Here is a 13,948-nt window from a genome sequence, read left to right on the forward strand (position 1 = left end):
CGGTTACATTCCGAACCCGGAAGCTAAGCCTTTCAGCGCCGATGGTACTGCAGGGGGGACCCTGTGGGAGAGTAGGACGCCGCCGAACAATCTTTAGCCTCAGCCCCCGGACCTCACCGTCCAGGGGCTGAGGCATTTCTGCGTTCATGTCCAGGTTTTCAGCACGCGGCGCTTCGGGTATGCTTTCTCTCGTTGCCGCGCCCCAATAGCTCAGTCGGTAGAGCGTCTCCATGGTAAGGAGAAGGTCTACGGTTCGATTCCGTATTGGGGCTCCAGCACGAAAGAAGGGCCCCGCCTGATGGCGGGGCCCTTCTTCGTTGTCCGACGTCCGTCGATCCGTCAGTTCTTCTGCGGCTCCGGCACGCGCATCGCCAGGATCGCCATGTCGTCCGACGCCGGTTCCGCCGCGAACCTCTCCACCGCTCGCAGCACGCGGGACGCGACGGCGCCGGCCGTGAGGCCCGTACAGCCCGTCAGTACGTCGACGAGGCCGTCGTCGCCCAGCATCCGCGTTCCCTCGCGGCGTTCGGTGACGCCGTCGGTGACACAGAGGAGGACGTCGCCCGGGTCGAGGGTGACCATCTGCTCGTACAGCTCCAGGTCGTCCATGACGCCGAGCAGCGGCTGCGGGTCCGCCGCCGCCTCCACCGTGCCGTCCTGGCGCAGACGCAGCGGCAGCGGGTGGCCGGCGCAGACGACCTTGAGGACGGCGCTGCCGTCCTCCTGGGGCCACAACTCCCCGTACAGCAGCGTCAGGAAGCGGCTGCGCGCGCCCTCGTCGAGGATCGCCGCGTTCAGGCGCTCCAGCACCGCAGGCCCGCTGAATCCCTCGCGGGCGAGGAGCCGGAGCGCGTGCCGGGCGAGGCCCGTCACCGCCGCGGCCTCCGGGCCCGTACCGCAGACGTCGCCGATGGCGAAGCCGTACGCGCCGTCGCGGATGGGGAAGAGGTCGTAGAAGTCGCCGCCCACCTCGTTGCCTTCGCCCGCCGCGCGGTAGATGACCTCCACCTCGACATTGGGCACCTGCGGCAACTCCGGCGGCAGCAGGCTGCGTTGGAGGGACTGACTGATCGCCATGCGCTCCGAGTAGAGGCGCGCGTTGTCGAGCGCGAGTGCCGCTCGGCGGGACAGGTCCTCGGCCAGTTCCAGGATCTCCTGGCGGAAGTGGTCGTCGGACGGCTTGCCGAGGGTGAGCATCCCGATCACGCGGTTACGGGCGACCAGTGGCAGTACGACGGTCTCTCCGCCCACCGCGGCGGCCGTGGCGAGCGTGGTTCCGATTCCGGAGGAGACGGGCGTGGAGGCCCCTCCCAGCTCCCTCATGGACGTACGGAGCGCCGCCTGGTGCGCCGCGTCGGCCGGGCCGGTCCAGACGCGGGCGCCCGGAGTCGGGACCGGCTCGGGCGGGTCGATCTTGGAGAGCAGGGCCTTCAGGCCGTCGATGCGCTCCTCGTCCTCGTGCAGCACGTAGGAGAGGTACGGGTCCGACGCCTGGTCGGCGATGGTGTAAACGGCGCACCAGGTCGCGAGGGTCGGCACCGTCATCTGGGCCATCAGCGCGAGCGTCTGGTCCCGGTCGAGGGTGCCGGCCAGCAGGTCGGAGGCTTCGACGAGGAAGGAGAGCGAACCGCGCCGGAGGCGTTCGAGCTCGCCGAGCCGGGCCGACTCGACGGCCAGGGCGATGCGGTCGGCGGCGAACTGGAGGCGCAGCGCCTCCTCGTTGGAGTACCGGCCCGCCGATTCGGCAGCGACGCCGAGCGAGCCGGTGAGCCGGCCCTCGACCTTGAGCGGGACGGTGACGACGGAGCGCATGCCGGTGCCGTTGAGCAGCGGGACGGCGCCTGGGACGATCGCGAGGTCCTCGTGGACGGCGGGCATCCGGGCGGAGCCGTACCGCCCCGTGCCGGCCTCCACCGGGACACGGGCGAAGCGCTGCCGGGCCGAGGGGAGGCCGGTGGTGGCCCGTACCTCCAGCTCCGTCTCGTCGTCGGTGGCGAGCAGGAGGAACGCGGAGTCGCCTTCGAGCATGTCGCGTGCGCGCTCCACGGTGCGCTGGAGCAGGCCGTCGAGGTCCTCGGGCGCCGGTGAGCCGATGAAGACCTCGAAGGGGTCCACGGTGCGGCTCTCGGCGCCCGCCTCGGTGGCGGGGGCGCGCTGCGGGGTCTGGATGACGGCGCGTTCGTCGTCGCGTACGAGGAGGCAGACGGTGGACGGCTCGCCCTCGGTGTCGCGCACCCGGAGATGGGAGGCGTACACGGGGATGACTCTGCCGTCGCTGCCCCGGATTCCGTAACTGCCCTCCCAGCGCGACAGCAGCAGCGCCTCGGCGATGCCCGTGCCGATGCCCGGTGTGTGCGGCCAGGCGGCGAAGTCGGTGAGGGGTTTGCCGATGACCTGGTCGGCGGGGTAGCCGAAGAGGTGTTCCGCGTCCTCGTTCCAGGTCGAGACGGCGCCGGTCCTGTCGATCTGGACGACGGCGACCCTGACCCGTTCGTCGGTGACGGGGAGGAGCGCGTTCGGGATGACGGGGCCGGCGGACCGGGCGCCCACGGGGCGGTCGGGCAGGTCGAGCTGGAACCAGACCTGCTTGTGCGTCGGGGTGTAGTCGACGCCCCAGCTGGAGGCCAGCGCCGCGCAGAGGAGCAGTCCGCGGCCGTTCTCCCGGTCGGGGCTGCCCAGTGACAGCCCCGTGCCCTGCATGGGGACCTCGCGGTCGGGATAGCGGTCGGACACCTCGACGCGGACGCCGTCCTCCGTACGGAGGCAGAGCACATCCGCGGAGGTGCCGGCGTGGATGACGGCGTTGGTGACGAGTTCGCTGGTGAGAACGACGGCGTCGTCGACGACGTCGGAGTAGCCCCACCCCTGGAGCGTGTCACGGACAAAGGCACGGGCGGTCGCGACGGACCGCCCGACAGGGTCGAAGCTGGCAGCCGCCCGCGCGGTGATCACAAAACTCCTCGTACGCGTCTCGACGCCCGGCTCTGCCATGATGCGGCCCCGCCCTCCAGATGCCCGGTGGTAGTACGTTCGCCACACCGCCCCCGCCGGGCAGACCGGGACGGTTGGACAGCCGGATGCCAGGTTACTTACCTTCGCTGCGAGGGTGGATGCCGGTCACCACTGTTTCCACCCACCGGGGGTGGGGACGCTATGCGAAGCTGCCGAACTGTTATCGCCAGGTTCAGCCATGGTGAAACACTGGGCAGGATTCCAGAGACGGTTCGAGTAAACAGGTCTGAGCAGTCAGTACGGTCAACCCCCGCGGGAGGGACACGGTGGAGTCTGGCGTGGCGGCGCGTGGCAACAGCACGCGCGCAAAAGGCGGACGGTCCCGGAACAACGGGGCCATCGAGGTCGATGCGGCGGCTCTGAACAGACTGCTGACGGCCCTGGTGGCGATGCGCGACGGTAACTTCCGTAAACGCCTGACCGTCTCCGGTGACGATGTGATGGCGGAGATCTCCGCCGTGTTCAACGAGGTGGCGGACCGGAATCTGCATCTCACGGGCGAGCTGGCCCGTGTACGGCGCATGGTAGGCCGTGAGGGAAAGCTCACGGAGCGGCTGGAGACGGGCGCCTGTGAGGGGTCCTGGGCCACCGCCATCGACGCGTCGAACGCGCTGGTGGACGACCTGGCGCGCCCCGTGTCCGAGGTCGGACGGGTGCTGTCGGCGGTCGCCGAGGGTGACCTGGAGCAGCGGATGGAGCTGCGTTCGCACTTCGCCGAGGGTTCGGCGGGGACGGAGCGCCCGCTGCGCGGCGAGTTCCTGAAGGTGGCCAGGACCGTCAACAACCTGGTCGATCAGCTGTCCGCGTTCACCGACGAGGTGACGCGCGTGGCGCTGGAGGTCGGTACCGAGGGCAAGCTCGGCGGTCAGGCCAAGGTGCGGGGTATGTCGGGTTCGTGGAAGGACCTCACGGATTCCGTCAACACGATGGCGTACCGGCTCACGGCTCAGGTACGTGACATTGCTCTCGTTACGACGGCCGTCGCCAAGGGTGATCTGTCGCGCAAGGTCACCGTGCATGTGGCCGGCGAGATGCTTCAGCTGAAGAACACCGTGAACACGATGGTGGACCAGCTGTCGTCGTTCTCGTCCGAGGTGACACGGGTGGCCCGCGAGGTCGGCACCGAGGGCGAACTCGGCGGCCAGGCCACCGTGCCCGGCGTGGCCGGTGTGTGGAAGGACCTCACCGATTCGGTGAACACGATGGCCGGCAACCTGACCAGTCAGGTGCGTGGCATCGCCGAGGTCACCACCGCCGTCGCGAACGGCGATCTTTCCCAGAAGGTCACGGTCAGCGCGCGCGGCGAGGTCGCGCAGCTCGCCGAGACGATCAACCAGATGACCGAGACGCTGCGTACGTTCGCCGACGAGGTCACACGGGTGGCAAGCGAGGTCGGCGGCTCGGGTGTGCTGGGCGGTCAGGCGCAGGTGCCGGGCGCCGCGGGCACCTGGAAGGACCTGACGGACTCGGTCAACACCGTCTTCCGCAATCTGACCACCCAGGTGCGGGACATCGCCCAGGTGACGACGGCGGTCGCGAACGGTGACCTTTCTCAGAAGGTCACCGTCGACGTGGCCGGCGAGATGCTCGAACTGAAGAACACCGTCAACACGATGGTGCGGCAGCTCAATTCGTTCGGCTCCGAGGTGACGCGAGTCGCCCGCGAGGTCGGCGTCGAGGGCCAACTGGGCGGCCAGGCCGAGGTACCGGGCGCCGCGGGTACGTGGAAGGACCTCACCGACTCGGTCAACACCGCGTTCCGTAACCTCACCGGCCAGGTGCGGGACATCGCGCAGGTGACGACGGCGGTCGCGAACGGCGATCTTTCCCAGAAGGTGACCGTCGACGTCGCGGGCGAGATGCTCGAACTGAAGAACACCGTCAACACGATGGTGGCGCAGCTGTCGTCGTTCGCCGACCAGGTGACGCGGATGGCGCGTGACGTGGGTACGGAGGGCAGGCTGGGCGGCCAGGCGCGGGTGGACGGCGTCTCCGGTACGTGGAAGGAGCTGACCGACTCCGTCAACTTCATGGCCGGCAACCTGACGGACCAGGTGCGGCAGATCGCCCAGGTGACCACGGCGGTGGCGCGCGGTGATCTGTCGCAGAAGATCGACGTGGACGCCCGGGGCGAGATCCTGGAGCTGAAGAACACCATCAACACGATGGTCGACCAGCTCTCGGCCTTCGCCGAGCAGGTGACCCGCGTCGCCCGCGAGGTCGGTACGGACGGCAGGCTCGGCGGTCAGGCGCAGGTGCCGGGCGTCGCCGGTGTCTGGCGCGATCTGACGGACTCCGTGAACGGCATGGCGGGGAACCTGACCTCCCAGGTCCGCAACATCGCGCAGGTCGCCACGGCGGTGGCGCGCGGTGATCTGTCGCAGAAGATCGACGTGGACGCGCGCGGCGAGATCCTGGAGCTGAAGAACACCCTCAACACGATGGTCGACCAGTTGTCGAACTTCGCGGAGCAGGTGACCCGGGTCGCCCGCGAGGTCGGTACGGAGGGCATGCTCGGCGGTCAGGCCGAGGTGCAAGGTGTCTCGGGCACCTGGAAGGACCTCACCCAGTCCGTCAACTTCATGGCGGGCAATCTGACGGACCAGGTGCGGCAGATCGCCCAGGTCACGACGGCCGTCGCCAAGGGCGATCTGTCGAAGAAGATCACCGTCGACGCCAAGGGCGAGATCCTCGACCTCGTCACGACCGTCAACACGATGGTCGACCAGTTGTCGAACTTCGCCGACGAGGTGACCCGCGTGGCCCGCGAGGTGGGCACGGAGGGCATCCTCGGCGGCCAGGCGCGGGTGCGGGGCGTCACCGGCATCTGGAAGGACCTCAGCGACAACGTCAACACGATGGCCAACAACCTCACCAGTCAGGTGCGGAACATCTCGCGGGTCTCGTCGGCCGTCGCCAACGGCGACCTGACGAAGAAGGTCACCGTCGAGGCGCGCGGCGAGGTCGCCGAGCTCGCCGACACCGTCAACATCATGGTGACGACGTTGTCGTCGTTCGCCGACGAGGTGACGCGAGTCGCCCGCGAGGTGGGCACCGAGGGCGAGTTGGGCGGCCAGGCGCGCGTCCCGGGCGTCTCCGGGACATGGAAGGACCTGACCGAGTCGGTGAACTCGATGGCGTCCAACCTGACGGGTCAGGTGCGCCAGATCGCCACGGTCACCACCGCCATCGCGAAGGGCGATCTCACCAAGAAGATCGACATCGACGCCCGCGGTGAGATCCAGGAGCTGAAGAACACCATCAACACGATGGTCGACCAGCTCTCCTCGTTCGCCGACCAGGTCACCCGTGTGGCCCGCGAGGTGGGCACGGACGGGCAGTTGGGCGGCCAGGCCCGGGTCAGGGACGTCGACGGCACCTGGCGCGACCTCACCGAGTCGGTGAACGAGATGGCCGGCAACCTGACCCGTCAGGTGCGGGCGATCGCCGCCGTCGCCACCGCGGTGACCCGCGGTGATCTGAATCTGAAGATCGACGTCGACGCGGCGGGCGAGATCCAGGTCCTCCAGGACAACATCAACACCATGATCGCCAACCTGCGTGACACCACCCTCGCCAACGAGGAGCAGGACTGGCTCAAGGGCAACCTGGCCCGTATCTCCGGTCTGATGCAGGGCCGCCGCGACCTGGACGACGTGGCCTCGCTGATCATGAGCGAGCTGACGCCGGTGGTCGCGGCGCAGCACGGCGCGTTCTTCCTCGCCATGCCGACCGGCACCGGCTCCGAGCTGGGGACGGGCGGCGGGCGCGACGGCTCGTACGAGCTGTGCATGCGCGGCAGTTACGGCTACTCGGCCGGTTCCATGCCGACCTCCTTCCGGCCCGGCGAGACCCTCATCGGTACGGCCGCCGAGGAGAAGCGCACGATCCAGGTCAACGTGCCGCCGGGCTATCTCAAGATCTCCTCGGGGCTCGGTGAGGCGTCACCGGCGTACGTGATCGTGCTGCCGGTGCTGTTCGAGGGCAAGGTCCTCGGTGTGATCGAGCTGGCGTCGTTCCAGCCGTTCACCCAGATCCAGCGCGACTTCCTCAACCAGATCGCCGAGATGATCGCGACGAGCGTCAACACCATCAGCGTCAACACCAAGACCGAGGTGCTGCTCAAGCAGTCGCAGGAGCTGACGGAGCAGCTGCGGGAGCGCTCGGCGGAGCTGGAGAACCGGCAGAAGGCCCTCCAGTCCTCCAACGCGGAGCTGGAGGAGAAGGCGGAGCTGCTGGCCCGTCAGAACCGCGACATCGAGGTGAAGAACACCGAGATCGAAGAGGCGCGGCAGGTGCTGGAGGAGCGCGCCGAGCAGCTCGCGGTGTCGATGCGCTACAAGTCCGAGTTCCTGGCGAACATGTCGCACGAGTTGCGTACGCCGCTGAACTCGCTGCTGATCCTGGCGAAGCTGCTCGCGGACAACGCGGAGATGAATCTCTCGCCGAAGCAGGTGGAGTTCGCCGAGACGATCCATGGCGCGGGCTCGGACCTGCTCCAGCTCATCAACGACATCCTCGATCTGTCGAAGGTCGAAGCGGGCAAGATGGACGTCAGCCCGACACGGATCGCGCTCGTGCAGCTCGTCGACTATGTCGAGGCGACGTTCCGGCCGCTGACGGCGGAGAAGGGGCTCGATTTCTCCGTACGGGTCTCACCGGAGCTGCCGGCGACGCTGCACACCGACGAGCAGCGGCTGCTCCAGGTGCTGCGCAACCTGCTGTCCAACGCGGTGAAGTTCACCGACACGGGCGCCGTGGAGCTGGTGATCCGGCCCGCCGGGGCGGATGTGCCCAACGCGATCAGGGAGCAGCTGCTGGAGGCCGGTTCGCTGCGTGACGCGGACGCCGATCTGATCGCCTTCTCGGTCACCGACACCGGTATCGGAATCGCGGCGAGCAAGATGCGGGTGATTTTCGAGGCGTTCAAGCAGGCGGACGGTACGACGAGCCGTAAGTACGGAGGTACGGGTCTGGGCCTGTCCATCAGCCGGGAGATCGCCCGGCTGCTCGGCGGCGAGATCCACGCGGCGAGCGAGCCGGGCCGCGGCTCGACGTTCACGCTGTACCTGCCGCTGCACGCCAGTGAACTGCCCCCGCAGGGCTACCCGCAGCTGGCTCCGGGCATCGACCCGCAGCGCGGCAACAGCGACTCCGCGGCCCTGTCGCCGGAACAGGCGCGGCTGGACCGGCCCGCGGCCCCCTCGGAGGCCCGTACGGGGCCCGCGGCGCTGTTCCGGCGCCGACGCAAGGCCCTGGGCGGTCCCGAGCAGCTGAACTCGCTGTCCGGGCGCCCAGGGGGTCCGTCCGGGTTGTCGGGCACCGGGAACGGCTCGGCCGGCACGGCCAACGGCTCGCGGCCGTCGGGTGGTTCGGGGGTGGACGAGTCCTGGGCGGCCGACGCGCAGGACGCTCCGGAGGAGCGGCGTACGTTCTCGTTCGGCGGTGAGAAGGTGCTGATCGTGGACGACGACATCCGCAACGTCTTCGCGCTGACCAGCGTCCTCGAACAGCACGGTCTGTCGGTGCTGTACGCCGAGAACGGCCGTGAGGGCATCGAGGTGTTGGAGCAGCACGACGATGTGACGCTGGTGCTGATGGACATCATGATGCCGGAGATGGACGGATACGCGACGACGACGGCGATCCGCAGGATGCCGCAGTTCGCCGGGCTGCCGATCATCGCGCTCACCGCGAAGGCGATGAAGGGCGACCGGGAGAAGGCGATCGACTCGGGCGCATCTGACTATGTGACAAAGCCGGTCGATCCCGATCACCTTCTGTCGGTGATGGAGCAGTGGATGCAGCAGAAGTGACACGGAAGTGATGTCGGGTGCGGCTTCAGAAGTGAGTGGCGGCTGTGCGAACCTGTGGGAGAAGGTGAGTTCTTGTGGCCGATCACGTGTGGGCCACAGGTAATCGGGGAACTTTCCGAGCTCCTGTGACGTTTTTGCTACGTGCACAGTGACATCGCGGTGACAGGGTGTGGCGACAGGCGGGGTGCGGCTACCATGACCGGCACAAGGACGGACGGCGTAAGGGAGTCGTCCCCTGGGGCGGCGCCCGGTGCACAGCCGGGGCGAGGAGGGCGGGCCATGGTGCAGAAGGCCAAGATCCTCCTGGTCGATGACCGGCCGGAGAATCTGCTGGCGCTGGAGGCCATTCTCTCCGCGCTCGATCAGACGCTGGTGCGGGCATCGTCAGGGGAGGAAGCGCTCAAGGCGCTGCTGACGGACGACTTCGCGGTCATTCTGCTGGACGTCCAGATGCCCGGGATGGACGGTTTCGAGACAGCCGCGCACATCAAGAGGCGTGAGCGGACGCGGGACATCCCGATCATCTTCCTCACGGCCATCAACCACGGTCCGCACCACACCTTCCGGGGCTACGCCGCCGGCGCGGTGGACTACATCTCCAAGCCGTTCGACCCGTGGGTGCTGCGCGCGAAGGTCTCGGTCTTCGTCGAGCTGTACATGAAGAACTGCCAGTTGAAGGAGCAGGCCGAACTGCTCAGGCTGCAACTGGCGGGAGCGGGCGAGGTCAAGGAGCCGGCGGGTCTTCTCGCCGAACTGTCCGCCAGACTCGCCGCAGTTGAGGAGCAGGCCGAGGCGCTCTCCAAGCAGCTGGACGACGAGTCCGCCGACGCGGTGGCCGTCGCCACGGCCGCACATCTGGAGCGCAAACTGACCGGACTCCGCCGGGCGCTGGACGCCCTGGAGCCGGGCAGCGGAGGCGGCTCCCCGCTTCCCTCACCGAACTGACCGGGTACGTCCCGGGCTCCAACGGGCCCGTGGGCGGCCCGTTTCGGTCTGTCCTGAGGTCCGGCCGAAGTTCGGCCCGAGGTCCGGCCTGAAGTCCGCCCCGGGGTCCGGCTCGAAGGGCTGAGGGCGCGTCAGTTTCGGGCCGACGGTGGGCGACACGAACGGGTGAAGCGGTGGGCACACGTGTCCGTCGCCTTTCACACCGGTAACCTCACCCCCATGGCCTCACGTACGTCCGGCAAGGGTTCCCAGGGCACGGCGGGCACCGCGAAACCGCGTGCCGGCCGTCCGAGCGGTGCCGCGAAGAAGGCGGCCCCCGCCGCCAAGGCCGCGGCGAAGAAGACAGCACCTACGAAGAAGGCACCGGCCAAGAAGGCTCCCGCGAAGAAGTCCGCGGCCAAACCGGCACCCAAGCCCGCACCGTCCCCGACGAACGGCGTCTACCGCCTCGTACGCGCCCTCTGGCTGGGTCTCGCGCACGCGGTCGGCGCGATGTTCCGCGGCATAGGACGGGGCGCGAAGGGGCTCGACCCGGCGCACCGCAAGGACGGCATCGCGCTGCTGCTGCTCGCGCTGGCCCTGATCGTCGCCGCCGGTACGTGGTCGAACCTGCGAGGCCCGGTCGGCGATCTCGTCGAGATGCTGATCACCGGCGCCTTCGGCCGGCTCGACCTGCTCGTCCCGATACTGCTGGGCGCCGTCGCCGTCCGGCTCATTCTGTATCCGCAGCGGCCCGAGGCCAACGGACGCATCGTCATCGGCCTCTCCGCGCTGGTGATCGGTGTCCTCGGGCTCGTGCACATCGCCTGTGGCTCGCCGGGCCGGGACGCGGGTACGGAGGCGATGCAGGACGCCGGCGGACTCATCGGCTGGGCCGCCTCCATGCCGCTGATCTTCGCCATGGGCGAGGTGCTCGCCGTACCGATGCTGGTCCTGCTCACCGTCTTCGGACTGCTCGTCGTCACGGCGACGCCCGTCAACGCCATCCCGCAGCGGCTGCGCCAGCTCGGTGTCCGGCTCGGCATCCTCGATCCCGCCCCGGCCGACCGCGACGACGAGGAGCACGAGCGGGAGTACGACGGCGACGACGAGCGGTACGACGACCAGTGGCGTGAGGCCCTGCCCGCACGCGCGCGCCGCTCCGGGGCGCGGCGTAGCGAGGCGCCCGACGAGTACGACCCCGACCGGGCCGAGGCCGAGGCGCTGGTACGCCGCCGGCGCCCGCGCAGGCAGTCGGTGCAGCCCGGCCACGACCGGCCCATGGACGCCGTCGACGTGGCCGCGGCCGCCGCCGCGGCGCTGGACGGAGCCGTACTCAACGGGATGCCGCCCTCGCCGATCGTCGCCGACCTCACCCAGGGCGTCTCGGCCGACCGCACGCGCGACGCCGCGAAGGCACGGCCGGGGGAGCGTACGCGCGGGCCCGGCAGCCGGTCGGGCGCGGGGTCACCGGCCGGGCCGGGGGAGCGCTCCGTACCCACGGCGCGCGAGCCGGAGCCACGTGGCGCCGCGGCGGCGCAGTCGCTGCCCGGTGCCGTGGCCGACCTGACCAAGCCGCCGCCCGCGCAGGACCGGCCGCTGCCCCCGCGCGCCGAGCAGCTCCAGCTCGCCGGCGACATCACCTACTCCCTGCCGTCCCTGGACCTGCTGGAACGGGGCGGCCCCGGCAAGACCCGCAGCGCCGCCAACGACGCGGTCGTCGACTCGCTGACCAACGTCTTCATGGAGTTCAAGGTCGACGCGACCGTCACCGGCTTCACCCGGGGACCGACCGTCACGCGCTACGAGGTCCAGCTCGGCCCGGCCGTGAAGGTCGAGCGCATCACCGCCCTCACCAAGAACATCGCCTACGCCGTGGCCAGCCCCGACGTCCGGATCATCAGCCCCATCCCCGGCAAGTCCGCCGTCGGCATCGAGATCCCGAACTCCGACCGGGAGATGGTCAACCTCGGCGACGTACTGCGGCTCGCCGACGCCGCCGAGGACGACCACCCGATGCTGGTCGCGCTCGGCAAGAACGTCGAGGGCGGCTACGAGATGGCCAACCTCTCCAAGATGCCGCACCTGCTGGTCGCCGGTGCCACCGGATCCGGCAAGTCCTCCTGCATCAACTGTCTGATCACCTCGGTGATGGCCAGGGCGACCCCGGAGGACGTCCGGATGGTCCTCGTCGACCCCAAGCGGGTCGAGCTCACGGCGTACGAGGGCATCCCGCACCTGATCACGCCCATCATCACCAACCCCAAGCGGGCCGCCGAGGCGCTCCAGTGGGTCGTGCGGGAGATGGACCTGCGGTACGACGACCTCGCGGCGTACGGCTACCGCCACATCGACGACTTCAACCAGGCGGTACGCAAGGGCAAGGTCAAGGCCCCCGAGGGCAGCGAGCGCGAGCTGACGCCCTATCCGTACCTGCTGGTGATCGTGGACGAGCTGGCCGACCTGATGATGGTCGCGCCGCGCGACGTCGAGGACGCGATCGTCCGCATCACCCAGTTGGCCCGCGCCGCCGGTATCCATCTGGTGCTCGCCACCCAGCGCCCGTCGGTCGACGTCGTCACCGGTCTGATCAAGGCGAATGTGCCCTCCCGGCTCGCCTTCGCGACCTCCTCGCTCGCCGACAGCCGGGTCATCCTCGACCAGCCCGGCGCCGAGAAGCTGATCGGCAAGGGCGATGGACTGTTCCTCCCCATGGGGGCCAGCAAGCCGACCCGTATGCAGGGCGCCTTCGTCACGGAGGAGGAGGTCGCGGCCGTCGTCCAGCACTGCAAGGATCAGATGGCGCCGGTCTTCCGGGAGGACGTCGTCGTCGGCGCGGCCAAGAAGAAGCAGATCGACGAGGACATCGGCGACGATCTCGATCTGCTGTGCCAGGCGGCCGAGTTGGTGGTCTCCACGCAATTCGGTTCGACATCCATGCTTCAGCGCAAGTTGCGCGTGGGTTTCGCCAAAGCGGGCAGGCTCATGGATCTGATGGAATCGCGGAACATCGTCGGTCCCAGCGAGGGTTCCAAGGCGCGTGATGTGCTGGTGAAGGCAGACGAGCTGGACGGAGTCATCGCCGTCATCCGCGGTGAGCCCGCTCCCGAAGGAGCTGACGGAAATTGACGGAACCTGAAGCGATCCGAGGGATATCTGGAGCAACCCTTTCCCCCGGTCGGACGTCAACGTGGAGAGAGAGACACCTCGGTGTCCCGCCGACACGCCGTCCGGCCATTCAGATGGCGTACAAAGTGCGTCCGCCCGGTTGCCCCACCCTTTCGTACCACCCATAGACTGAACTTCCAGCAGGTGGCTACACGCTCGAAAGGCACTCCCGTGTCCATCGGCAACTCCCCCGAAGACGACCAGCCTTCCGCCGTCGACCCCGCTGAGGACGAGCGGCCCGCGACCGAAGAGGACAAGCCTTCGGTCGGTCACGTCCTCCAGCAAGCACGCACCGCCGCAGGTCTGACCATCGAAGAGGTCAGCGCCTCCACCCGGGTGCGCGTTCCCATCGTGCAAGCGATCGAGCAGGACGACTTCTCGCGCTGCGGCGGCGACGTCTACGCGCGCGGCCACATCCGCACGCTCGCGCGCTCCGTCGGGATCGACCCCGAACCTCTTGTCGGGCAGTACGACTCCGAGCACGGCGGGCGCCCCGCGCCGACGCCCGCGGCCCCGCTCTTCGAGGCCGAGCGCATCCGTCCGGAGCGGCGCCGTCCCAACTGGACGGCGGCCATGGTCGCCGCGATCGTCGCGGTGATCGGCTTCGTCGGCTTCACCATGTTCAACGGCACCGAGGAGGAGGGCCAGGGCAAGCAGATCGCCGAAGGCCCGGCGCCCGAGAAGACGACCTCCGAGCCGAGCACCACGAAGCCCGCCGACCCGAAGCCCGACCCGTCGGACAGCGCCATCGCCGCGGCCCCGGCCGACAAGGTGACCGTCAAGCTCTCCGCTGTCGAGGACAAGAGCTGGATCTCCGCCAAGTCCCCCAACGGTGAACTGATCTTCGACGGACTGCTTCTCAAGGGTGAGTCCAAGACCTTCCAGGACGACGAGCAGATCGACTTCATCCTCGGCAACGCCGGGGTCATCGACATCTTCGTCAACGGCAAGCAGGTCGACAAGGACTTCAAGCCCGGCCAGGTCGAGCGGCCGTCGTACACGAAGGGCGACCCCGAGGCGGGCTGATG

At 68.9% G+C, this 13,948-nt stretch carries 5 protein-coding genes, 1 tRNA gene and 1 rRNA gene; 6 read left to right on the forward strand and 1 reads right to left on the reverse strand.

From position 1 onward, the window contains the following. Positions 1–88: ribosomal RNA gene (rrf, locus tag ACFT9I_RS31020) — 5S ribosomal RNA — on the forward strand; the annotation flags it as partial. Between the two features lie 111 nt (positions 89–199). After that, a tRNA-Thr gene (locus tag ACFT9I_RS31025) sits at positions 200–275 on the forward strand. Between the two features lie 64 nt (positions 276–339). Here ACFT9I_RS31025 and ACFT9I_RS31030 read toward each other — a convergent pair. Further along, positions 340–2,991, reverse strand: coding sequence for a SpoIIE family protein phosphatase (locus tag ACFT9I_RS31030; protein WP_382569724.1), 2,652 nt, complete (start codon positions 2,989–2,991; stop codon positions 340–342). Positions 2,992–3,278: 287 nt separating this feature from the next. On the opposite strand from ACFT9I_RS31030, the gene ACFT9I_RS31035 reads away from it, so the two are divergent. The 4 genes from ACFT9I_RS31035 to ACFT9I_RS31050 all read left to right on the forward strand — a co-directional run bounded on the left by ACFT9I_RS31035 (position 3,279) and on the right by ACFT9I_RS31050 (position 13,946). Beyond that, the gene (locus tag ACFT9I_RS31035) at positions 3,279–8,828 is read left to right on the forward strand and encodes a HAMP domain-containing protein (protein ID WP_382569725.1); all 5,550 of its coding nucleotides are present in this window, start codon (positions 3,279–3,281) and stop codon (positions 8,826–8,828) included. A gap of 279 nt (positions 8,829–9,107) precedes the next feature. Continuing rightward, complete coding sequence (locus ACFT9I_RS31040; RefSeq protein WP_382569726.1) at positions 9,108–9,773, forward strand: two-component system response regulator; 666 nt, start codon at positions 9,108–9,110, stop codon at positions 9,771–9,773. A 219-nt stretch (positions 9,774–9,992) separates the two neighbouring features. Next, positions 9,993–12,881 (forward strand): DNA translocase FtsK, encoded by a 2,889-nt coding sequence (locus ACFT9I_RS31045; RefSeq protein WP_382569727.1) that lies wholly within the window; start codon positions 9,993–9,995, stop codon positions 12,879–12,881. A 210-nt stretch (positions 12,882–13,091) separates the two neighbouring features. Then, complete coding sequence (locus tag ACFT9I_RS31050) at positions 13,092–13,946, forward strand: helix-turn-helix domain-containing protein (RefSeq protein WP_382569729.1); 855 nt, start codon at positions 13,092–13,094, stop codon at positions 13,944–13,946. Positions 13,947–13,948: the final 2 nt, after the last annotated feature.

It is taken from the genome of Streptomyces sp. NPDC057137 (assembly GCF_042670825.1).
GTDB lineage: Bacteria > Actinomycetota > Actinomycetes > Streptomycetales > Streptomycetaceae > Streptomyces.

What these genes read in the sequence shown, in the direction of transcription:
- ACFT9I_RS31030 (WP_382569724.1), bottom strand. Translation starts at nt 2,991, where the DNA reads ATGGCAGAGCCGGGCGTCGAGACGCGTACGAGGAGTTTTGTGATCACC.
- ACFT9I_RS31040 (WP_382569726.1), top strand. Translation starts at nt 9,108, where the DNA reads ATGGTGCAGAAGGCCAAGATCCTCCTGGTCGATGACCGGCCGGAGAAT.
- ACFT9I_RS31045 (WP_382569727.1), top strand. Translation starts at nt 9,993, where the DNA reads ATGGCCTCACGTACGTCCGGCAAGGGTTCCCAGGGCACGGCGGGCACC.